Origin of the sequence: Megasphaera stantonii (assembly GCF_025567065.1) — a bacterium.
GTDB lineage: Bacteria > Bacillota > Negativicutes > Veillonellales > Megasphaeraceae > Megasphaera > Megasphaera stantonii.
Genome location: NZ_JAOQKD010000007.1, coordinates 68,809 through 90,336, shown reverse-complemented (window position 1 = coordinate 90,336; position 21,528 = coordinate 68,809). Strand labels below are relative to the sequence as shown.

General features: G+C 52.4%; 20 protein-coding genes and 2 tRNA genes. 4 read left to right on the top strand and 18 right to left on the bottom strand.

Annotated features, from left to right (window positions below):
- Positions 1 to 971: 971 nt before the first annotated feature.
- Positions 972 to 1,874: an IS3 family transposase gene (locus tag OCV58_RS05880; RefSeq protein ID WP_267312816.1), complete on the bottom strand. Its 903-nt coding sequence runs from the start codon at positions 1,872 to 1,874 to the stop codon at positions 972 to 974.
- Positions 1,875 to 1,882: 8 nt separating this feature from the next.
- A complete protein-coding gene (locus OCV58_RS05875) occupies positions 1,883 to 2,164 on the bottom strand; it encodes a transposase (protein WP_072983483.1) in 282 nt (93 codons plus the stop codon).
- 234 nt (positions 2,165 to 2,398) lie between these two features.
- Between OCV58_RS05875 and OCV58_RS05870 the strand changes: the two genes are divergently transcribed.
- The 3 genes from OCV58_RS05870 to OCV58_RS05860 all read left to right on the top strand — a co-directional run bounded on the left by OCV58_RS05870 (position 2,399) and on the right by OCV58_RS05860 (position 4,787).
- Entirely contained in the window at positions 2,399 to 3,100 is a 702-nt protein-coding gene (locus OCV58_RS05870; RefSeq protein ID WP_154877232.1) for an ATP-binding protein, read from the top strand.
- Between the two features lie 104 nt (positions 3,101 to 3,204).
- The gene (locus OCV58_RS05865; RefSeq protein ID WP_154877231.1) at positions 3,205 to 3,645 is read left to right on the top strand and encodes a hypothetical protein; all 441 of its coding nucleotides are present in this window, start codon (positions 3,205 to 3,207) and stop codon (positions 3,643 to 3,645) included.
- Positions 3,646 to 3,659: 14 nt separating this feature from the next.
- Complete coding sequence (locus OCV58_RS05860) at positions 3,660 to 4,787, top strand: site-specific integrase (protein WP_154877230.1); 1,128 nt, start codon at positions 3,660 to 3,662, stop codon at positions 4,785 to 4,787.
- A gap of 367 nt (positions 4,788 to 5,154) precedes the next feature.
- On the opposite strand, the gene guaA is transcribed toward OCV58_RS05860, so the two are convergent.
- From guaA to OCV58_RS05820, 8 genes are all read right to left on the bottom strand, one after another.
- On the bottom strand, positions 5,155 to 6,690 hold the full coding sequence (gene guaA / locus OCV58_RS05855) for a glutamine-hydrolyzing GMP synthase (protein ID WP_154877229.1): 1,536 nt from the start codon (positions 6,688 to 6,690) through the stop codon (positions 5,155 to 5,157).
- A gap of 178 nt (positions 6,691 to 6,868) precedes the next feature.
- Complete coding sequence (locus tag OCV58_RS05850; RefSeq protein ID WP_087476903.1) at positions 6,869 to 7,351, bottom strand: CBS domain-containing protein; 483 nt, start codon at positions 7,349 to 7,351, stop codon at positions 6,869 to 6,871.
- Between the two features lie 146 nt (positions 7,352 to 7,497).
- The gene (gene rlmH, locus OCV58_RS05845) at positions 7,498 to 7,977 is read right to left on the bottom strand and encodes a 23S rRNA (pseudouridine(1915)-N(3))-methyltransferase RlmH (protein WP_154877228.1); all 480 of its coding nucleotides are present in this window, start codon (positions 7,975 to 7,977) and stop codon (positions 7,498 to 7,500) included.
- On the bottom strand, positions 7,977 to 9,089 hold the full coding sequence (locus tag OCV58_RS05840) for a S1C family serine protease (RefSeq protein ID WP_154877227.1): 1,113 nt from the start codon (positions 9,087 to 9,089) through the stop codon (positions 7,977 to 7,979). The genes rlmH and OCV58_RS05840 overlap by 1 nt, the downstream gene beginning before the upstream one ends.
- Entirely contained in the window at positions 9,086 to 10,015 is a 930-nt protein-coding gene (locus OCV58_RS05835) for an MBL fold metallo-hydrolase (RefSeq protein WP_154877226.1), read from the bottom strand. Before OCV58_RS05835 ends, OCV58_RS05840 begins: the two co-directional genes overlap by 4 nt.
- Before the next feature lie 99 nt (positions 10,016 to 10,114).
- Positions 10,115 to 10,191, bottom strand: a tRNA-Ile gene (locus OCV58_RS05830).
- Between the two features lie 44 nt (positions 10,192 to 10,235).
- A tRNA-Ile gene (locus OCV58_RS05825) sits at positions 10,236 to 10,312 on the bottom strand.
- A 147-nt stretch (positions 10,313 to 10,459) separates the two neighbouring features.
- Positions 10,460 to 11,647 (bottom strand): pyridoxal phosphate-dependent aminotransferase, encoded by a 1,188-nt coding sequence (locus OCV58_RS05820; RefSeq protein WP_154877225.1) that lies wholly within the window; start codon positions 11,645 to 11,647, stop codon positions 10,460 to 10,462.
- Between the two features lie 210 nt (positions 11,648 to 11,857).
- Between OCV58_RS05820 and OCV58_RS05815 the strand changes: the two genes are divergently transcribed.
- A complete protein-coding gene (locus tag OCV58_RS05815; protein WP_154877223.1) occupies positions 11,858 to 13,039 on the top strand; it encodes an MFS transporter in 1,182 nt (393 codons plus the stop codon).
- Positions 13,040 to 13,122: 83 nt separating this feature from the next.
- Here the strand turns inward: OCV58_RS05815 and OCV58_RS05810 are convergent, their stop codons facing one another.
- The 8 genes from OCV58_RS05810 to OCV58_RS05775 all read right to left on the bottom strand — a co-directional run bounded on the left by OCV58_RS05810 (position 13,123) and on the right by OCV58_RS05775 (position 21,103).
- A complete protein-coding gene (locus tag OCV58_RS05810; protein ID WP_267312812.1) occupies positions 13,123 to 14,472 on the bottom strand; it encodes an MATE family efflux transporter in 1,350 nt (449 codons plus the stop codon).
- Between the two features lie 53 nt (positions 14,473 to 14,525).
- Positions 14,526 to 15,842, bottom strand: coding sequence for an MATE family efflux transporter (locus tag OCV58_RS05805; RefSeq protein WP_154877248.1), 1,317 nt, complete (start codon positions 15,840 to 15,842; stop codon positions 14,526 to 14,528).
- Positions 15,843 to 15,990: 148 nt separating this feature from the next.
- Positions 15,991 to 16,821 (bottom strand): amidohydrolase family protein, encoded by an 831-nt coding sequence (locus OCV58_RS05800; protein ID WP_154877221.1) that lies wholly within the window; start codon positions 16,819 to 16,821, stop codon positions 15,991 to 15,993.
- An 11-nt stretch (positions 16,822 to 16,832) separates the two neighbouring features.
- A complete protein-coding gene (gene deoD / locus OCV58_RS05795; RefSeq protein ID WP_154877219.1) occupies positions 16,833 to 17,540 on the bottom strand; it encodes a purine-nucleoside phosphorylase in 708 nt (235 codons plus the stop codon).
- 62 nt (positions 17,541 to 17,602) lie between these two features.
- Positions 17,603 to 18,856 carry an AMP-binding protein gene (locus OCV58_RS05790; protein ID WP_154877217.1) on the bottom strand — a complete coding sequence of 418 codons (1,254 nt, stop codon included), beginning with the start codon at positions 18,854 to 18,856 and terminating at the stop codon, positions 17,603 to 17,605.
- A 3-nt stretch (positions 18,857 to 18,859) separates the two neighbouring features.
- Positions 18,860 to 19,996 (bottom strand): thiolase family protein, encoded by a 1,137-nt coding sequence (locus tag OCV58_RS05785; RefSeq protein ID WP_154877215.1) that lies wholly within the window; start codon positions 19,994 to 19,996, stop codon positions 18,860 to 18,862.
- Positions 19,993 to 20,541 (bottom strand): biotin transporter BioY, encoded by a 549-nt coding sequence (locus tag OCV58_RS05780; RefSeq protein WP_267312811.1) that lies wholly within the window; start codon positions 20,539 to 20,541, stop codon positions 19,993 to 19,995. Before OCV58_RS05780 ends, OCV58_RS05785 begins: the two co-directional genes overlap by 4 nt.
- Positions 20,519 to 21,103: a hotdog family protein gene (locus tag OCV58_RS05775; RefSeq protein ID WP_154877213.1), complete on the bottom strand. Its 585-nt coding sequence runs from the start codon at positions 21,101 to 21,103 to the stop codon at positions 20,519 to 20,521. The genes OCV58_RS05780 and OCV58_RS05775 overlap by 23 nt, the downstream gene beginning before the upstream one ends.
- Positions 21,104 to 21,528: the final 425 nt, after the last annotated feature.

The window sequence follows — 21,528 nt, the reverse complement described above, 5'->3', positions numbered from 1 at the left end:
CCGGAAATTGTTAAACGTCTATTTATCGCTAAATCTCACGAAAATGCTGAACATACTTTTATTATACAGACTTATTATACAAATTGACAAGGACAGATTCTGTCATTTTCCATACTTTCGTTTTCAGTCGACCTAGGTACGCCACATTTGCGTCCAATAACAACAATACCGCTAACACTACTTTGCAATGTTAGCGGTATTATTATGCTTCCTGTTATTCTAAGCCATATTTCTTAAAAAGTGTTTCACGGAACTCTCTATCAGAAACGGCTTTATGGGTAGCTTCATCACTCATGATCAATCCACCTTCGGATTCAGATGGATGCTGCGCATCCTGAAACTCTGGATTGTATTACAACCGTGTACCATTTGTCATAAATCCCGGCTATACACAGGATTCGCGCGGGCTGCCGGTTATGGCAGCCCCTACGCACAAGGCCTTCGGCCGTGTAATTATTTAATATCGCCTGTATGCGATTTCGTAGGGGTCGCCGCGTGCCTTTTCAGCCCGTCAGGTCGCGACCGCAGGAAGTGGCAGGACGGCTGCTGAAACGGACAGCAGAGGCGGGCGACCCGCCTTGAATAATGGCATCGTCACGGAATTTATGACGGACTGCGCATGGTCGTAATACAATCTTGAGTCTGTCGCGGCGCAGCCGCATCTGATTCCGAGCAGGCGAAGCGTGACAGAACCCTACCACCACTACGTGGTCCCCCTCCATCTACGCTGTCCGTTTGGGCAGCTGCCCTGTCGCTCCCTGCGGTCGTTCCATTGCAGACCCAAAAGGCCCTTCTCAGGGGAGGCTTTCTGCTTTTTACTGCTCTTCGCTGCCCTTCGCTACACATACTTTCTTGCCGCAGAAGGCGATACCGTATTTCCATACTTCCTTTATGCCGCGCTTTTGGAATTCTGTGACGTTGGTCCTATGTCAAGTTTGAGTACAAGTTAAATTGAGGTTTTTATCAATCAGTTATCCAGCAATCAAAGCTGTCTTTTTCTTGTAGTTTGCATATAATTTCTCATAGTCATTTGGTGACATATAGTTACAGTGACTGTGAATTCGAACGGTATTATAAAACGTGTTAATGTATTCAAACACCAGCATATAGGCTTGTTGATAATTTTCAATCTTAAATCGATTCAGCCATTCTCGCTTAATCAATGCATGGAATGATTCTATGCAGGCATTATCCCATGGATAGCCTTTCTTCGAATAGCTGCGGCACATCTGTGCGGTTTCCTTGATATAGGATTGCGAAAGATATTGACAACCGCGGTCAGTGTGAATTACTACCAGACGGCCTGGATTCCTGGTTTGCTTTGCCGTTTGAAGCATCCTAATAATGCCAGATGCATCCAACTTCCGGGATAAATTCCAGGCAATGATTTTTCGAGAAAATAAATCCATGATACTGGCCAAATACACAAAGCCTTCAGTAGTCCAAATATAAGTAATATCGCTGCACCAGATCGTGTCTGGTCTTGGCGGATTAAATTGTTCTTGCAGAATATTAACTAATATGGCATCCAAACAACGGCTCTGGGTCGTAACGGTATAATGCTTGACCCAACAAGCACGAATCCCCATTTGCCGCATGTAAAGGCCCACTGTCCTTTCGGAAATACATTCACCTTTCTGTTGAAGCAATTTAGTAATTTTGGGTGCTCCATAGATTTGCTTTGAATCTTCGTAAATGGTTTGAATCTGTTTTTTTACCTCCTTACGGTGCGTAGCTTGTTTGGATAATTTGCGATGACTCCATCCATAGTAACCTGATGTAGAAACGCCCAGTTCTGCCAGCACTCCAGATACCGAAAAATGGCGTTTCCCCTGATGGGCTTTTTCGGCTTCCTGTTTGACGCTATGGTAAATGGCGGGGATTATTTGTCTAGAATGCTGATAGCTTTTTTTAAGACATTGATGGCATCCTTGGCATCTCGTAATTCACGTTTCAAACGAGCGATTTCCTTGGCTTCATCAGATGCATAGTTTCCGGATCCGCGATATGGCATTTCCCCATTATCCCGTAATTGCTTTTGCCATCGGGACAGTGTCTGTTGGGAAATTCCTAAATTATGGGCACACCCAATCAGTCCTAAGTCACGATGATCATGGTAATATTGGACAGCATCCATTTTAAATTGTTTGTCGAACTTCGTCATACTAAGACCCCCTATATATACTTTTATTGTATCACTTTATGGAAAACCTCAGTTTGACTTGTCCTATTTATATGCTAGCACCAAAAAGTATCACCATGCTACTTTCCCAAGACTTACCTGACATCGATACTATAAAGGCGTATGTTGTTGCGTCCGAGCACAAAAAAAAGCCAGCATCATGGTTATTTTGTGCTTTACGAGATAGATATGAGTTAGAACAAGGAGTTGATAAAAATGGAACAAGCCTTAAATGCTCAAAACCACACTCTCCTGAAGGAAAAGCTGGAGAAAGCCTACACGCTCTGGAAGAATATGCCTCGGATTGGTGAGCCTACTGCTGAACCTAAATCCGTACCTTTGGATCTAAGATCATACGGAATATATGCGCGTTATGCCGATGTCACTTTTTCCACTATTGAGTCAAGAGGTATACCCACAAATATTAATGAGCCCTACAAAAAAATCAAACGATACGTAGAGCATCTAACCGAGAATGTACACGACGGAATTGGCCTTATCCTTTCCGTTCCTGTGGGAAATATGAAGACCACCTTAGCAGTAGCTATCTTAAGGAAATACATTGAACTATATCATAAAGGATTTATGGTTTCGATGTCGTCTTTTTTGACAATGATCGACAATAATTACCACTTCCATAAGGTTGATGCTCGAATTGAGAAAATAAAGAATACACACTTGCTCATCATCGACGACTTAGGGGCAGAGTATGACCACTCATGGGTTCAGACACAAGTTGATGCGATCATAACTGAACGATATAACAATAAACTAGCCACAATTATCACAACTAATCTTAGCCGTGATAATATCAAAAGCAGGTATCAACAACGTATATACGATCGTCTACAAAGCACCAATTATCTAGTTAGTTTTTCTGCTAAAAGTCAGCGGTCACCTTTAAAATGGGAATCATAGCATACGAATTATGCGTCACAAAATAGTATAAGCAAGGCCTATTCGGTTACTATATGCAAACAAATGGGCCTGAAATAAATTTATTCAACAAGGAGGTAATTGATATGAGATATCAAATTAAAGCAGGAAACAAAACGATTACCGGACTGAGGGCATGTGTCACCTACCTTCTGCACAAAGTATCGAAATCTCACACTTGGGAGGAAAATTGCCCTGTCGTCATTCGTAAAGGGGCCGACGACAAAACTGCCTTCGTTCAATTTGACTCGGGCCATTGGTATGTCTTTAATTTTGAAGCTGAAATGGTAAATCGCATTCCCGATGAAGTCATCGAAGTCCTTGCCGATGAAAATGAAATGCAAAAAAGAGTGGCGATTCTTATGAAAAATCTCCACTTGGTGGCACTCATGATCAAGCACATGCATTCCTGTGATTGGGTCGATGGACTGCCAATCAAACCATTCTTCAAAGACGGTTTCAGCTGCATCCAGTACGAATCTGGCCGCTGGTGGCACTATGATATTGACAATCTAAACTGGTTCTAGCGAGGTGATTGTCATTGCCAGTATTCAAAGATTCCTCGAATAACACCTGGAGTGCGTCCTTTTACTACACCGATTGGACGGGCCAGCGCAGGCGGAAAAAGAAAGTTGGTTTCAAGACCCGTCGAGAAGCCTTGGCCTTCGAGGAAAATTTCAAGTCCAAGGCCGCCGGGGCCACTACGATGACATTCGGTGAGTTATACGAACTCTACATGGAAGACGCCAGGGTCCGTTTAAAGCCGACAACATACCGGAATAAGGAGTTTATCATCAAGCTGAAGGTCCTGCCCTTTTTCAAGGACCTTCCCATCTCTTCGATTACGCCGGCGATTATCCGGAAGTGGCAGAATCAGATGCTGAGCGCAACGTACACGCCCTTTGGCAAACAGAAGACCGCCCAGCCTTACACGCAAACCTACCTGAAGACGATCAATAATCAAGTATCGGCCATCTTCAACTTTGCCGTGAAGTACTATCACCTTCCGCAAAATCCAGTCCGGCTCTGTGGTTCCATGGGAAAAAAACGGTCCGACCGTATCAGCTTCTGGACGCTCGACGAATTCCGCCAGTTCATTACGGTGTACAAAGACGACATCCTGTACTACACGATTTTCATGCTCCTCTTCTGGACCGGTATGCGCGAAGGCGAACTCTTAGCACTAACCGCAGCGGATTTCGACCTGGAAGAGCAAACGGTCAGCATCACCAAGAGCTATTCCCGTCTGGACGGCCAAGATCTGATTCAAAAGCCCAAAACGTCGAAGAGCATCCGGACCATCACTATCCCGCCCTTTCTCTGCACCATCGTCCAGAACTACATGAACGCCATCTACGGACTCCGCAGCCAGGACCGGCTCTTTCCCACGACGAAGTACGCCATCCTGAATCACCTTCACACAGGCAGTAAAAAAGCCGGCGTGAAAAAAATCAGGGTCCACGACCTCCGCCATTCCCACGCGTCCTTCCTCATCGACCTGGGCTTCTCACCCCTAGTCATCAAAGAACGCCTGGGACACGAAAACATCGAAACCACCCTGAGTACCTACACCCACCTGTACCCATCACAGCAGCGGAAATTGCTAGCGGCCATGGAAAAATTCGGTGAAAAGTCCATCCCTAAAGATGACGACAAAACTACAGCCTAAGTAAATCCAAAACCAGGCGCTGTCATACGAAGACAGCGCCTGGTTGTTTTGTCCATTTCAAATTCATAAAGACTTGCCATTATATCAGAACAGTCTATGTTTAAATTTTACAGCGGGCCGCCCTGTCCGGGTCGGCCCTTACGCACAAGGCCGTTGGCCGTGTATATGTTCAGATTGCAAATCTACGTGTCCTTTGTAACCAAGTCTATTCCATATGTATAAAAATGCACATTTTTTGTTCGAGAAATTTGGCAAAATTAGGCCCCCAAAAAAGTTTTTTAAAATTTTTTGGTACACTTTTGGAACTTTTGAAAAAGCAAAAGCCTCACAAATGGCTTGGTTAAGCGATTTGTGAGGCTTGTTGCAACTATTCCCATTCAATCGTTGCAGGCGGTTTGCTCGTAATATCGTACACGATGCGGTTGATATGGTCCACTTCGTTGACGATGCGGCTCGACACCTTGTCGAGGACATCGTAGGGGATGCGCGCCCAGTCGGCAGTCATGAAGTCCGTCGTCGTGACGCCGCGCAGGGCCAAGGTGTAGTCATACGTGCGGAAGTCGCCCATGACGCCGACAGTGCGGTTGCTCGTGAGGACGGCAAAGTACTGGTTAATGGAGCGCTGCAGGCCGGCGTTGGCGATTTCTTCGCGGAAGATGGCGTCGGCGTCGCGGAGGATTTCGAGTTTTTCCTTCGTGATTTCGCCCATGACGCGGATGGCCAGGCCCGGACCCGGGAAGGGCTGACGCCATACGAGGTAATCAGGAAGGCCCAGTTCTTCGCCCAGTTCGCGGACTTCGTCCTTAAAGAGGTTGCGCAGCGGTTCGATAAGGCCTTTGAAATCGACAACTGCCGGCAGGCCGCCTACGTTGTGGTGGCTCTTGATGACAGCGGCGTCGCCGGCGCCCGATTCGATGACGTCGGGGTAAATCGTGCCCTGAGCCAGGAAGTCGACGGCTCCGATTTTACGGCCTTCGTCTTCAAATACGCGGATAAATTCTTCGCCGATAATCTTGCGCTTCCGTTCCGGTTCGCTGACGCCGGCCAGCTTCGACAGGAAGCGTTCCGACGCGTCGACGCGGATAAAATTCATGCCCGAGCCCTTGAACGCCGCTTCGACTTCGTCGCCTTCATTTTTGCGCATGAGGCCGTGGTCGACGAAGATACAGGTCAGCTGGCTGCCTACGGCCTTAGAAATAAGGGCCGCCGCAACGGAGCTATCTACGCCGCCCGACAGGGCCAGTACGACCTTGCCGTCACCGACGGTCTGCTTGATCGTTTCGATAGCCGTCTTGGCATAGTTGGCCATCGTCCAGGTACCGGTGCAGCCGCAGACTTCAAAGAGGAAATTGTGAAGCATTTCCTTGCCGTGTTCCGAATGGAGCACTTCCGGATGGTACTGCATGGCGTAGAGCTTTTTCGCCGGGTTCTGCATAGCCGCTACGGGGCAGTTATCCGTATGGGCGACGATTTCAAAGCCTTCGGGAATGTCCGATACATAGTCCGTATGGCTCATCCATACGATTTCTTTTTCCTGCAGGCCTTTAAACAACGGGGAAGACGTGTTGACGGTAACCGGCGTCTTGCCGAATTCGCGCATTTCCGCAGACTGCACCTTGCCGCCCAGGGTCTGAGCCATAAACTGCATGCCGTAGCACAGGCCGAGGACAGGGATTCCTAAGTGAAATACTACTTCTTCAATCTTCGGCGCATTGTCCTCATACACGCTGGCCGGGCCGCCTGTAAAGATAATGCCCTGAGGCTGCATTTCCTTTATTTTTGCCAGAGCCTTCTGATACGGGTACACTTCGCAGTACACGTGGTTTTCACGGACGCGGCGCGCAATAAGCTGATTATACTGACCGCCAAAATCGACAACAATAACGAGTTCTTTGTTATCCATTTCTTCCTCCTCATTTACGATAAAATCTCCCAAGCTGCAGTGCAGTCATGGTTTTATGATTCTGTTATTATATCATGAATGGACGCGCAGAAAAAGAGGCAACCCGAGAAGATACGTCAAAAAGCAGGCCGGCAGAGCTTCTCTTGTCTGCCGACCTGCTTTACACACGTTGTCGTCGTTATTTATTTTCTTCCGAAGTGCCGTATTCCTTGTACAATTCGTCCAAAATATTATACCGCGTGACAATTCCCACGACGCGGCGGCCGTCTACGATGGGAATGACCTTCAAATGTTCCGCTACCATGACGCCGGCCAGCTGTTCTACATCGGCGTCGGGAGCCGCGATGATGACGTTCTTGGTCATCATTTCCTTTGCCGTGCAGGCCATCAGCTTTTTAAAGCCCTTGTCGTACTCGCTGATGCCGTTGTAATAAATGCTGGCTCCCAGTAAGTTGACATAGTGAGGAACGTGAGGCTTGATTTTTTTGTACAGCAAATCTGCGTCGGTAATGATGCCGATAAGCTGCTCTTCTTCGTCTACGATAGGAATCGCCGCCACCTTATTTTTTACAAACATGTGAACCAAACTGAAGACGGACGTAGACGGACTTGCCGTCACAAAATTCTTTTCCATGATATCAGACGCAGTACGTTCTTCCATAAGCTCAACCCCTTTTCCGATGTAGTGCAAACCATATTCTAGCTTACAAATCGAGTATGTATAAATACTATATGATATATCGTATATAATAAGTTACACATACGCAAGGAGAATTCCTGCTTGACAAGGAAATTTTTTACTCGTCCTTACCAATGATAGGGCTCATGGCGCTGAATTTTGACAGCCCGATAAATTTGCTCCAGCAAGATCATGCGGATCATCTGGTGGGTCAGCGTAATCCGCCCGAAGGATATGCGGCTGTCGGCGCGGCGGCGCACGCCGTCGGACAAGCCGAAGGGGCCGCCGATGATGAAGGTCAGCTCGCTGCATCCGTGGAGGGCTATTTCGGAGAATTTCGCCGCCATGTCTTCCGACGAAATCAGCGTCCCCTGCACGTCCAGCACGAATACGTACGATCCCTGGCGGACGTGGCGCAGCATTTTTTCCCCTTCCTTCTCCAATACCTGCCGCTTTTGGGCTTCCGAGGGATTATCGGGCATCTTTTCTTCCGGCAGCGCCGTAATTTCCACCTGCCCGTACGGCCGCAGCCGCTTGAGAAATTCATCGATGCCCGCCGTCAGGTACTTCTCTTTTATTTTTCCAATGGTAATAATATGATATTTCATCAGCTTTCTTCATTCTCCGGGCTTGCCTGCAAGACGACTGTCGCCGTCTGTTCCGATTGGCCGCGCATGTAGGTAATGGAAACAGACTCGCCGACCTGGCAGCTGTCCAGCACATTCTGCAGTACTGTAAAATCTTTGACTCTTGTGCCATTAATCGACAGGATGATATCGCCGCGGCTGATGTCGGCCTGATCCAGCGGGCCACCGGGCACTACTTTATAGACGAAAATCCCTTCTACGTCAATTTTCATGCCGAAGCGGGCTGCCATCTGCTGATCCAGCCCGTACAAGCCGAGATAGGGCCGGACGACCTTGCCGTTTTTAATCAGCGCGTCGAGGATCGGCCGGGCCGCATTGATGGGAATGGCAAAGCCCAGGCCTTCTACGCCTTCCTTGGAAATCTTCGCGCTGTTGATGCCGATGACCTTGCCGTCGGCGTCGACCAGCGCGCCGCCGGAATTGCCCGGGTTAATGGCCGCGTCGGTCTGAATCAGCTTCATGCTTTGCCCTTCAGCGCCCAGGGTCCGATTCATCGAGCTGATGACGCCGGCCGTAACGGTGCCCTGAAATTCCAGTCCCAAGGGATTGCCGATGGCGATGGCCGGCTCGCCGACCTGCAGGGCATCGCTGTCGCCGAATTCTGCGACGGGCAGGTTATCCACATTGATCTTGACGACGGCCAAATCGGTCTTTTCATCGCGGCCGACGACCGTGCCCTCCGTGCTCTGCCCGTCGGCCAGCGATACGATGACGGTCTTGCTGTTGCCTACGACGTGCTGATTCGTAGCGATATAGCCGGCCTTGTCAAAAATAATGCCGGAGCCGACGCCTTCGCCGACCAGGACGCGGCGGTTGAAAATATCGCGGTCATAGACCTTCGTCGTAATGCCGACGACAGCGGGCGACACCTTTTTCGCTGCCCGTACGACGGCCGTATTGCGGGCATCGGAAATATCGCCGGACGGGGCCGGCTCGGCCAGCTGCTCTATCGTTCCCTGGTACGTGCGGTTGGGGGCGAAGAAAACGTCGTGAATTTTAAATCCGCCGGCGACGCCGACGGCAATCAGTATGATCCCTACGGCGGCGGTTAGCATGTGTTTGCGCTGCATCAGGCATTACCTCCTTCTTGAAAGCGGACATGGCCGTTTTGACAGGCCAGGCGCAGCAATATATCCTGTCCGACGACGCGGCCGCCCCGGCTGAGCACGGTCCGTACCGTGTGCAGGGACAGGGCGGGCGTATTATTTTTTTCACTGCGATGAGCCAGCAGTACCTTCATCAGCCCTTTCGAGGGGATGCGGGCCAGAAATTTCGCCGCGTCGCGGTTGGACAAATGGCCCCACCGGCTCAAGATGCGGTTCTGCAGGGCGTACGGATAAGGCCCGTTTTTCAGCATTTCCTCATCGTGATTGGCTTCTAAAATCAAGATGTCCGAATAGGCCGCCGCCAGCTCCACGTCATGGCTGATATATCCCAAGTCCGTAGCCAGGGTAATCTTGCTGTCGCCGTGATAAATCGTATAGCCTACGGGGCGGGCTGCGTCGTGGGAAATCAAAAACGGCACGATTTGTATCTCCTTCAGGCCCACACGGCGAGGCAGGCGGACAAACCGGCCGGCATATTCGCCGGCTTTTCTGCCCAGGCAGCTCCACGTCTCCCGCGTCGTATATACGGGGATATCCGTCTTTTTCAGCAGCGTCGCCAAGCCGTTTACGTGGTCGGCATGTTCGTGGGTGATAAAGACGGCGTCCAGTTCAGACAAGGAGCATCCGTACGCTTTTAATCCATTTTCGATACGGCGGCAACTGATGCCGGCGTCGATGAGTATTTTCGTGCGGCCGCAACGGATAAACGCGGCGTTTCCCTTGCTCCCGCTGGCCAGCATGCTGACTAAGCAGTCTCTGTGGCGCGCTTCACCGCCCATGACCGGAATATCCTCCCGCTGCCCTCCCTCCGGCAGGACGGCGCATCCGGCCCGCTGCCTGGCCCGCCCGATCGACGCGGCCAGCTGTTCCAAGCGAAGCTCGCTTTCCGTCATAGATTTCCCCCCTTGTAGTCCTTCTCTTCGTGCTATTATAGCATAGGTTTGGCAAAAAAAAACCATCGTATCGGAATTTCTCCTTAACGATGGCTTATTTGGTGGGCCTAGGTGGACTTGAACCACCGACCTCACGCTTATCAGGCGTGCGCTCTAACCAGCTGAGCTATAGGCCCATGACGTATTTAGTATACCATACAGTTGTCAAATGTCAAGATAATGGTGGGCCTAGGTGGACTTGAACCACCGACCTCACGCTTATCAGGCGTGCGCTCTAACCAGCTGAGCTATAGGCCCATATCTTTGTGACTTGCTTAGTATACCACATTTCACCGAAGTGTCAAGATTTTTCCGCAAATTCTTTGAAAATTTCTGTTTCCTTATGGATTTCCCCCTCGCCGGCACGTTTTGCAGGCGCGGGGGAAAACAAATTAACGTCGCGTCTTATGCATAACTTTCTATCAAGGTCTTGAAGGCCGCAAAGGAGCGCCGGATCATATCGGGATCTACGCAGTAGGAAATGCGGACGTAGCCGGGGCAGCCGAAGCTGTCAGCCGGTACGATGAGCAGGTTGAGCTTCTTAGCCTTTTCGGAAAAGGCGTTGGCGTCGGGCTCCGGCGATTTGACGAACAAGTAGAAGGCACCGCTGGGATAGACGCATTCGTAGCCCATCTCCTTCAGCCCGTTGTACAGCAGCTTGCGGTTTTCGTCGTATATATTCATATCCGACAGCTTGCCCATGCATTTCAGCACGACGTCCTGAAACAGATGAGGCGCGCAGACGAAGCCCATCGCCCGGCCGGCGCCGCACACCGCCGTATACACGGCCTTGGCATCGGCAGCGCAGTCCGGCACGAGGATGTAGCCGATTCGTTCGCCCGGCAGCGACAAGGATTTGCTGTAGGAATAGCAGACGATCGTATTGGCGTAGAATTTCGGCACGTACAAAATCGGCAGGCCGTCGTAAATGATTTCGCGGTACGGTTCGTCGGAAATCAAATAAATAGGATGACCTATGTCAGCCGATTTTTTCGTCAGCAAGGCTGCCAGCTTCGCATACGTGTCGGCCGAATACACCGTGCCGGCCGGATTGTTCGGCGAGTTGACAATAATCGCCCGCGTATGAGGCGTAATGGCCTGTTCCATCGCTTCCAATGAAATCTGGAAATGCTCCGTATCAGGAGGCAGCACGACCTCTTTCGCTCCGGCGTTATGAATGAAGACAGTATATTCCGGAAAAAACGGAGCCACGACGATTACCTCGTCTTCCGGACTTTCGACGAGGGCTTTCAGCGTGACCGTCAGGGACGCCGCCGCGCCGCAGGTCATATAAAAATTATCGGCCGAAACGCCGGCGTCGTAGGTTTGATTCATGTAGTCGGCCAGGCCGCGGCGTACCGCCAAATCGCCGGCAGCAGCCGTATAGCCGTGCACGTCGACGGACTGGCGGGTCGCGACGATTTCTTCAATCGCTTCCTTGACGCACGCCGGAGCCGGAACCGTCGGATTTCCAATGCTGAAGTCAAAGACGTTTTCCCTGCCGACGACGGCCGCCTGTTCCTGCCCGTAGGCAAACAAATCGCGGATGACCGAAGCCTGCGAGCCCAAGGCGTACATTTCTTTTGATGGCATAATCATCAACCCCTTTTTCGTAATGGTTTTATTATACCACAACTCGTGAGTGTATACGGCAACGTATCGTAAAAAATTAGGCGTACGAGGCGAGAGTCCGTAAACTATTTCCAAAAAACGCAAAAATTTTCTTCTCTGCGATTTGAAAAGGCCTGCGTCTTGTGGCATAATAAGATGTTCCAACATATATTATCATCAGGAGGTCTCTATATGAAGAAATTGAACCCTTACGTGTATTTATTTACGATGGGTCATTTTTCCGTAGACTGGTCACAAGGCGCTATCCCCGCCCTGCTGCCGTATTTTATCGCAACATATAATCTCAGCTATCAGGACGCGGCGACGCTCATCTTCGCCAACATGCTGTTATCCTCTATTTCCCAGCCCATTTTCGGCTATTATTCCGACAAGATATCCAAGCCCTGGTTCGTCCCTCTCGGGCCGGTCCTCTGCGGCATCTGCATTACCCTGCTGGGAATTACGGACAATTACTGGCTCATCTTCCTCTGCTCCATGTTCTGCGGCTTCGGCTCCTCTATTTATCATCCCGAAGCGGCGCGCATGGTCAATAAGATTTCCGGCCCCTTAAAAGGCCAGGCTATGGGAAGCTTTTCCGTCGGCGGCAACGCCGGCTTTGCCGTCGGGCCCATCGTCGCCGGCTTCTGCGCCTATACCTTCCACATTTACGGGCTGGTCGTATTCGGCCTCATCAACTTCATCATCGCCGCGCTGATCTATCATTTCATGCCGAAGGTGCTCCATCAGGTAAGCGACGCCGACATCGCCGAAACAAAGGCCCATCCGAACGAAGAAAAGCACAACGACTGGCGCTCGTTCAGCAAGCTTACCGTCGTCATCTTCGTCCGTTCCATCGGCTTTACTCTCTGCAATACCTTTATCCCGATCTATTGGATTCACGTCCTGCAGGCTTCGCCGTCCCAAGGCAGCTTCGCCTTGTCCATACTATTTTTCATGGGCGTAGTCATCACCTTTATCGGCGGCATTCTGGCCGACCGCTTCGGCTTTATCCGCATCATGCGGGGCTCCTTCCTCATCATGGTGCCGGCCATGTTCTTCTTCGTCAACAGCACCGATTTATGGCTGTCGACGCTGCTCCTCATCCCCGTGGCCTTCTCCCTCTTCGCCCCGTACAGCCCTATCGTCATTTTGGGGCAAACCTTTTTGGGCAAAAACGTCGGCTTCGCCTCCGGCGTCACGCTGGGCCTGAGCACGACAATGGGCGGCCTCTTCTCTCCCCTCGTCGGCTGGGGAGCCGACACGTGGGGCCTGACCTCGGCCCTGCAGGTATTATGGGTCTGCGCACTCATCGGCGCGATCTTCACTTTCCTCGTTCCCACGCCGGAGCAATGGAAGCAAAACGGCATGAAGTAAGGAAAACCGATGCCAGATACAGCAAAGCCCCTCGACGCTATCCACGCGCTGAGGGGCTTTTTGAATACGCAGACGACAAGCTGTCAGGCTTTCAGCTGCTTAATGAACCATGCGTAGGCTACGCAGAGAATCGCCGCCGTGACGGCCCAGCTGACGGGAAATACCATCATGAGCGTCGCAAAATCAGGTTCCCAGGCAAAGACGGTATACACCCAGGTCACGCGGGTGCCGCAGATGCCGAAGAGGGTAATCAGCGCCGGTATGAGCGAGCTGCCGTAGCCGCGCATCGCTCCGGACAACACTTCGATGACGGCGTTGATAAATTCCAGGCCGGCCACGTATTTCAGGCGGATAAAGCCCAAGGCGACGACCGTACTGTCGTCGCTGAAAATATGCAGCAAAGGCACGCCGAACAGGATCAGCAGGGCGCAAATACAGGCCGTCAGCAGCAGGTCCTGAAACAGGCACCACTTCATCGCCTGTTTACACCGTTTTATATTCCGGGCCCCGTAATTCTGGCTGACAAAGGTCGTGCAGACCTGTCCGAAGGCGTTGATCAGAAAAAAGGTAAAGATTTCCAGGTTGAAGGCCGCTGCCGACGCCGCCATGACGTCGGGTCCCAATTCGTTGATAGCCGACTGGATGCAAAGATTGGATAAGGCGAATACCATGCCCTGCATCCCCGCAGGCAGGCCGATGCGCAGCATGGGGAGGAGAATCCGTTTATCTACATGAAACTCCGTCAGGCGGACGCGGATTTCCGTCCGGCTGCGGCACAGGAAATAAAACAGCATGGCCGAACTCAGGGCCGTCGCGACGATCGTGCCGATGGCCACGCCTTCGACGGACATATCCAGGACGAGGATAAAGAATAAATTCAGGAAAAACTTAGTAACGCCCGACGCAATCAGGCAATACAGGGGCGTGCGCGTATCGCCCTGGCTGCGGAAAATCGACGATTCGAAGTTGTACAGCAGGATAAAAGGCATGGCCAGCCAAAAAACGCGCAGATACAAGACGGCCAGATCGAAAATTTCTTCCGGCACCGACAACAGGCGCAGCAGCGGCTCAACCAGGAGCTCGCCTGCGACGGCCATGACGACGCCGCATCCCAGGGCAACGAGAATCGCCGTGTGGACGGCGGCGTGGACGCCGTGGATATTCTTCTTGCCGATAAACCGGGCGATGACGACGTTCGCTCCCAACGATATGCCGATAAACAGGCTCAGCACCATGCCGATGATCGGGCTGTTGCTGCCGACGGCCGCCATGGCCTCCTTGCCGACAAACTGGCCGAGCATGGCGATGTCGGCGGCGTTGAACAGCTGCTGCATAATGCCTGTAAAGGCGAAGGGCAAGGCCACGATGAGGATTTTATCCCACAGCGAGCCTTCGAGCATGTTGACGCTTCTCGTATTGTTCTTTCTATTCATATTGCCGCACACCTGACCTTACGGACGAAACAGAGCCCTCCGCAGCATAGCCCCTATGCCCGCAGATGCTTGACGAACCATTGATACGCCGCGATGAGAATGACCGCCGAGACGCCCCAGCTGATAGGAAAGACCATCATCAGCGTTTCAAAATCAGGCTCCCAGGAAAACACCGTATAGACCCAGGCAATGCGGGTGCCGCAGATGCCGAACAGCGTGATGAGAGCCGGTATGAGCGAGCTGCCGTAGCCGCGCATGGCCCCGGAAAATACGTCGATGAGCGACTCGATGACTTCCAGGCAGCCGACGTAGGTCACCCGTATCATGCCGTAGGCAATGACGGCAGCGTCGCTGTTGAAAATACTTAAAATCGGTATGCCGAAGGCGTACACGAAAGCGCCGCAGGCTACGCCGATGATAATATCCTGTACAAGGCACCATTTCAGCACCTGCTTGCACCGATCCAGCTTGCGGGCGCCGTAATTCTGGCTGACGAAGGTCGTGCAGACCTGTCCGAAGGCGTTGACGATGAAAAAGATAAAAATTTCTACGTTGAACGCCGCCGCCGAAGCGGCCATGACGTCGGGCCCCAGACCGTTAATCGCCGACTGGATGCACAGATTCGACAAGGCGAAGACCATGCCCTGCACGCCTGCCGGCAGGCCGATACGCAGCATGGGCATGAGTATCCGCTTATCTACGTGGAAATCCTGCAAATGAACGCGGATATCCGTCGTGCTGCGGCACAGGAAATAAAAGAGCAGTCCCGAGCTGATCGTACTGGCCACGACCGTGCCGATGGCCACGCCTTCGACAGACATGCCGAGGACGAGGATAAAAAAGAGATTCAAAAAGAATTTAACTACGCCGGAAACGATGAGGCAGTACAGAGGCGTCCGCGTGTCGCCCTGGCTGCGGAAAATCGACGACTCGAAGTTATACAGCAGGATAACCGGCATGCCTAAGAGAAAAATCCGCAGGTACAGCACGGACATGTCGAAAATTTCATCGGGCACCGACAAGGCCCGCAGCAGGGGAGCCGCCGCGATTTCCCCCAGAATCGTCATGACTACGCCGCTTCCCAGGGCGACGAGTATGGCCGTGTGGACGGCGGCGTGAACGCCGTGGATATTTTTCTTGCCGATAAACCGGGCGATGACGACGTTTGCTCCCAGGGACACGCCGATAAACAGGCTCAGCACCATGGCGATAATCGGGCTGTTGCTGCCGACGGCCGCCATAGCCTCCTTGCCGACAAACTGACCGAGCATGGCGATGTCGGCGGCGTTGAACAGCTGCTGCATGATGCCCGTAAAGGCGAAGGGCAAGGCTACGATGAGGATTTTATCCCACAGCGAGCCTTCCAGCATATTCACTTTTCTTGTTCGTTTTTCTTGTTTGATTTGTTCCATATCAACTTAATTATGCACATTAAAGTATACTCTCGTCAATACAAAAATGACCGGCAGACGTTGCATTTTCTGTCTGCCGGTCGTTCTTATGCGGTTAATAAATGATTTACGCTTCCAGCCCCAGGCGGTACAAGCGGTTGGCGTTGTCGAAAAAGACGGCCTGCCAGTACTGCTCGGGAATAAAGGCTTTGACAAAGGCGACGTAATCGCCTAAATTGGCCAACGGCCAGTCCGTGCCGAACATAACGCTGTCGTAGCGGTTCAAATAGCACAGCCAGTCGCGCAGCATCGAAATATATCCTTCCTTGGCCTTCAAAAAGCCGTTCATGTCGTGAATCTTTCCCTCAAGCAGCCCCGACAAGTCGACGGCGACGTTGCGGTTCTTTTCCAACACGGCGATGGCGTCCTGCAGGAACGGGTTGCCGATATGGCACATGACGAACTGCACGTCCGGGTGCCTGACGGCCGCTTCGTCGAGCGTCAGGGGATGGCTGTATTTGAGCAAGGCGTTGGCCGTCGCCGTAAGGCCCGTGTGAACAGCTACGGGCTTGTCGTATCTTTTCGCCAGCTCGTATACGGGGTCGTATACGGAATCATAAATATAGACGTGGTTATACCCCGGGTAGAGCTTGATGCCACAGCACTGCTTCCGCTTCAGGTTTTCCTCAAGCAGCGGGAGGGATTCCTCGATATGATCGTTGCAGCCGCTGCTGTCCAGGCCGATGCAGTAGCTCATGAATTCAGGATAGACGTGCCCCTCCGGGTCCAGCGTCCCGTTTCCCATGACGACGCCGTGAACGTAATGGTACTGGGCGTAGGCCTGCCGCAGGTGCTCGGCCGAGTTGACGTGGCCTGCCGCCAGAGCCAGCTCGTTAAAGCCCTTGAAATCGCGGAAATGGAAATGGCTGTCGATAATTTTCAATGTATTGCCCTTCATCGCCTGCGCTCCTACTCAGCTGTAATCGTTTCCAAGGCAATGCGGATCATGTCGTCGAAGGACGTCTGCCGTTCTTCCGCCGTGCAAGCTTCCTTGGTCAGCAAGTGATCGCTCACGGTAAACAAGCCCAAGGCCTGAACGCCGTATTTCGCCGCCAGCACGTACAGCCCTGCCGTTTCCATTTCCACAGCCATGATGCCATACGCCGTCAGTTTGTCGTTATCGATTTCATCGTCATAAAACCGGTCTACCGAGACGATGTTGCCGACGCGGACGGGAATGCTCTGCCGCGCCGCCGCGTCGTAGGCCTTCCACAGCAGCTCAAAATCTGCCAGAGGCGCGTAATTGATAGACGGGCCGAAGATGTTGCGTATAATGGACGAATCCGTCGTAGCTCCCTGGGCAATGACGACGTCGCGCAGACGGATATCCTGGCGCATAGCGCCGCAGGTGCCGACGCGGATCAGCTTTTTGACGCCATAATCGCGCATGAGCTCCGTCGCGTATATGGAAATAGACGGAATCCCCATCCCCGTACCCTGGACGGAAACGGCCTGTCCCTTATAGGTTCCCGTATATCCAAGCATATTGCGGACGCCGTTGTAGCAAACGGCGCCGTCTAAAAAATTCTCCGCTATATACTGAGCCCGCAGCGGGTCGCCGGGAAGCAGGATCTTATCGGCAATATCGCCGGCCTTGGCTTCAATGTGCAAACTCATAACAAGGACCTCCTCTGTACAGCCCTATCGCTGTGAATCTATAATCTATCGCCTTTATTATATCACACTTGCAAAGAGCTCGTCATAGATAATAGACGTCCTTTATCAATTTTTCCGCTTTCCGTTTTAGGCAACTGCCTTATTTCTATAAAGCGGTTCGGAATCTCCTGAGGCAGCAGCCTTCGCCGCAGCGCGTTTAGGCATCCCGTTTTATCGGCATTCCATTTATCGGATGACGAGATATAGGCGACAAACTCTTCCCGGTGAGGCCGGCGCAGGACGACGACAGCTCCTTCTGCGTCGGGAATACATTCCCGCAGCGCCCGTTCCACTTTATAGGCCGATATGCTGACGCCGTTAACCCGGCAGATATCATCGCTGCGTCCGAGGTAATGGAGCTTGCCGTCGTCGTCTATATATCCCCGGTCATGAGTCGCATAGGGCATGGACAGGCCCATCACATGGCCTGCCGTGGAAACGGTAATTTCCTGCGTATCCTCCTGCACGGCGACATGGACCCCTGCGAAGGGCCAGCCTACGATGGTGTCGTCGTCGGTCATGTCCTCATCCCGGATATAGGTGATATAGTTCAATTCGCTGGAACCGTAGTACAAGATAATTTCCGCCATGGGAAAGACCTGCTTCAGCTGACCGGCCTGCCGTTTACCCAAGGCCTGGGAACCGCTGATAATATGCTTCACCGTATTGACGGCGCAGCCGGAGACTTTCATCTGCTTCATCAAGAGAAATAGCTTTGCCGGAATCATATACAGCGCGTTGACCCGATACGATTCTATCATCGTCAGCCACTGCTTCGGATGGAGGCCGTCGGCTCCTATGACGGTGCCTCCGGCGGAAAATACGCCGAGATACATGTTTAAGTTTCCTGTGAAGGCCAGGCTCCCCTGGCAAAACATGACCGTGTTTTTATCGACGCCGAATACGCCGTTCTGCACGGGAAAAAAGGACGCCCAGCTGTCGTAGGTCCGCCACCACAGCTTCGGACGGTCGGACGAGCCGGACGTCATGACACCCATGCAGGCACCTTCCGGCGGGGCTTGCGAACAATCATGCCTCCCGTCCCTTGGCTGCGGAGCGATGACCGGTACCCAGTTCGTGCCGGCGTAAGCCAAAAACTGAATCAGCTGTTCGGCAATCGTATCGGCATAAATCCACCGGCAGGCTCGCTCTCCGCCGACGGCATCCCGCAGCGCCTGAGCCCGGCGCGCCAGCTGCCCGTAGGTATACCGGCTGGTTTCCGTAATGAGAGCCGTTTTTTCAGCGTCCTGCGCCTGAATAAGCGCTAAGTAATCCATAGTCTACACTCTTTCTATGATCATCGCCTTGCCCAGTCCGCCGGCGCCGGCAATACTGCAGCAGCCCAGCATGCCATCCCGGGCCCGCAGCCCTTCGATAGCGTGCAGGAGCAATATAGCGCCGGTCGCTCCGTACGGATGGCCGTATGCCAAGGCTCCGCCAAAGGGATTATACGCCGCCGCGCAGCGTGGAAATCGGCGGGCAAATAGCTCGCCGATCAAGGCAAAGGCTTCATTGATTTCAAAAACATCTATATCTTCGCCGCGCAGCCCGCATTGTGTCAGCGCGGCTTCTGCGGCCTGCACCGCTCCGATGGGACTCAGCAGCGGGTCTACGCCGCAGGAGGCGACGCCGCGTATTGTCACAGCCGGCTGCAGTCCGTATCGGCAAGCGTACACAGGAGAACACACGATCACAAAGGCCGCGCCGTCGTTGGTAAGGCAGGCGTTGGCCGCCGTAATCACCTTGCCGTCCGGCAATACCGGCTTCAGCCGCCGCAGCAGCTGCGGACGCATGCCATGACGAATCCCTTCATCCCGCGCGCCGCCGCACACCGGGGCAATACACGGCTGAAACACGCCTTGCGTTTCAGCTTCTCCGGCCAGGGCATGGCTGCGAAGAACCCAGGCGTCCAGCATTTCCCGCGTAATATGGAATTGTTCCGCCGTGTATTCGGCGCAGCGGAGCATAGAGTCTTCGCTCCATACCTGCGGGCTGAATTGCGCCGTCATGTACCAGTCCCCATCGCCGCGGTAGGCCGGATGGTTAGGATGACAGCTTCGTCGCGGCTGGGTAGACGCGCTGTCAAAGCCGCCGGCCAGAATGCATTCCGCCTGTCCCGCAGCCACCTTTGCCGCCGCGATGGCGATGCTCTCCAGGCCGCTGCAGCACTGCATATCGACGGTCACGGCTGGTATCGACAGATCCAATCCCGCTTCCAGCGCAGCCAGACGGGTAATATTGCCGCCGCAGCCTACGCTGTTGCCGCCGATGATTTCGTCGATGCGGACCAGCCCGTATGCGCGGATCACTTCCTGCAAAACGGCTGCGCCCAGCTTCTCTGCCGGCACATGGCGGTACATGCCGTTGTACACGCCGATGTAGCTGCGCAGGCCGCCGATAATATACACGTCGTTCATCGCATCGCACCCAGGATCTTATACAAGGGCCGGGCCAAAGCCGCCGCCCCCAAGCACTTGACGATATCCAGGGGGATAAAGGGGAGCACGCCGCTGAGCACGGCCCCTTCCCAGGTCATGCCCGTAATAAGCTTCAGTTGAATGCATCCCAGCACGTCGATGACCGGCAGGCCGATGCAGACGCCGACAAGGGCGAAGCGCTTGAAATTGTACTCCTTCCCTTTCAGCCAGGCAATGAGCGTCACGGCGACGACATAGCCCCAAATATACCCGCCCGTCGGGCCGAACATTTTTCCCGGGCCGGACGCGCCGCCCGTAAACACGGGGATGCCGATAAGGCCGATGCAGACGTACGCCAGCATCGCGGCACAGGCCTGTTTCGGCGGCAGCAGATAGGCCACCAAATTGACGACCAGCGTCTGCAGCGATATAGGCGACATAGAAAAGGGCAGAGGAATAATCATATACGCTGATACGCAGTTCATGGCGATGAGCAGGGCCAGCCGCGTCAGCGTTCCGGCATCATATGTTGTTGATTTCATCATGTACACGCTCCTTATAGGGTAATCGTTCTATCGTATTTACCAGGCGGCCGCCGACATAGCCTTCTATACCGGCAGCCGTCTCCACGAGGCAGAGCTCTTCGCCGGTATATACGGGCTTTCGGAATTTGCAGCGCCAACGAAGGTCGTCTTCATCCAGCGACGACAGCAGCCGTTCCAGAAAACACAATCCGGGGACGACGGCCCCCTTCCCCCGATGTATCTCGTTGGCATCGCCGCTGATAGCCAGGTAATCCAGTATTTCCTCATCAGAAAAAACATGACGCCACAGGACTTCGCCATCAGGAGCACCCTCGGCCTCGGCCGATATAATCTCCCGGGAAAGGCTGAGAGGCTTGACCAGCAATACCGTCAGCGACTGACGGCACCTGCCGCCTTCATCCCATCCCAGCACTTGCAGCACGGCCCGCCGCTCCGTCTTTCGGCAGATCTCAAATGAAAACGAATGGGCCTTTCCTTCCAGGCACAGCGAGGCTTCTGCCAGGAACCAGCCGGAAAAATCATAGCTTTTACAGGCAGCCAGCTGCTGAATCAGCTGCATCATCAGCATCCCTTCTTTCTGTTCAATATGTATGGGATTATAGCAATTTCATTTATCAGTGTCAACTATATAAATTATTTTAAGTTAACAATAAATTGAACTATCGTTATTTATTTCACATAACAAACTATACGCTTTGAGCAATATGCTCTTATTACCTTATCTATAATTAAAACATTATAATAAATATATTTCTTCAGTTTATTCATGTATTATGCGTTTTTTAGCTGTATCATATTCAAATATGAGTATTTAATATAAGCAAACGCTTTTTTCCTCTTGCATTTATTTGTGAAAAAATGTACTATATGTATAACGAGATTGTGAAATTTAGAACTCATCTTTCCCGTTATACCGATGATGTTCCAAAATTTGCTATAGGCTGTGACGCCATATCAGCCGCAGCAGTGTTTCAGGTCATCATTAAT

Bases quoted from the DNA above. Each gene is read 5' to 3' on its own strand.
- OCV58_RS05875 (WP_072983483.1), bottom strand. From the start codon at position 2,164: ATGACGAAGTTCGACAAACAATTTAAAATGGATGCTGTCCAATATTAC.
- OCV58_RS05870 (WP_154877232.1), top strand. From the start codon at position 2,399: ATGGAACAAGCCTTAAATGCTCAAAACCACACTCTCCTGAAGGAAAAG.
- OCV58_RS05865 (WP_154877231.1), top strand. From the start codon at position 3,205: ATGAGATATCAAATTAAAGCAGGAAACAAAACGATTACCGGACTGAGG.
- guaA (WP_154877229.1), bottom strand. From the start codon at position 6,690: ATGGATAACAAAGAACTCGTTATTGTTGTCGATTTTGGCGGTCAGTAT.
- OCV58_RS05850 (WP_087476903.1), bottom strand. From the start codon at position 7,351: ATGGAAGAACGTACTGCGTCTGATATCATGGAAAAGAATTTTGTGACG.
- rlmH (WP_154877228.1), bottom strand. From the start codon at position 7,977: ATGAAATATCATATTATTACCATTGGAAAAATAAAAGAGAAGTACCTG.
- OCV58_RS05835 (WP_154877226.1), bottom strand. From the start codon at position 10,015: ATGACGGAAAGCGAGCTTCGCTTGGAACAGCTGGCCGCGTCGATCGGG.
- OCV58_RS05820 (WP_154877225.1), bottom strand. From the start codon at position 11,647: ATGCCATCAAAAGAAATGTACGCCTTGGGCTCGCAGGCTTCGGTCATC.
- OCV58_RS05815 (WP_154877223.1), top strand. From the start codon at position 11,858: ATGAAGAAATTGAACCCTTACGTGTATTTATTTACGATGGGTCATTTT.
- OCV58_RS05810 (WP_267312812.1), bottom strand. From the start codon at position 14,472: ATGAATAGAAAGAACAATACGAGAAGCGTCAACATGCTCGAAGGCTCG.
- OCV58_RS05805 (WP_154877248.1), bottom strand. From the start codon at position 15,842: ATGCTGGAAGGCTCGCTGTGGGATAAAATCCTCATCGTAGCCTTGCCC.
- OCV58_RS05800 (WP_154877221.1), bottom strand. From the start codon at position 16,821: ATGAAGGGCAATACATTGAAAATTATCGACAGCCATTTCCATTTCCGC.
- deoD (WP_154877219.1), bottom strand. From the start codon at position 17,540: ATGAGTTTGCACATTGAAGCCAAGGCCGGCGATATTGCCGATAAGATC.
- OCV58_RS05790 (WP_154877217.1), bottom strand. From the start codon at position 18,856: ATGGATTACTTAGCGCTTATTCAGGCGCAGGACGCTGAAAAAACGGCT.
- OCV58_RS05785 (WP_154877215.1), bottom strand. From the start codon at position 19,996: ATGAACGACGTGTATATTATCGGCGGCCTGCGCAGCTACATCGGCGTG.
- OCV58_RS05780 (WP_267312811.1), bottom strand. From the start codon at position 20,541: ATGATGAAATCAACAACATATGATGCCGGAACGCTGACGCGGCTGGCC.
- OCV58_RS05775 (WP_154877213.1), bottom strand. From the start codon at position 21,103: ATGATGCAGCTGATTCAGCAGCTGGCTGCCTGTAAAAGCTATGATTTT.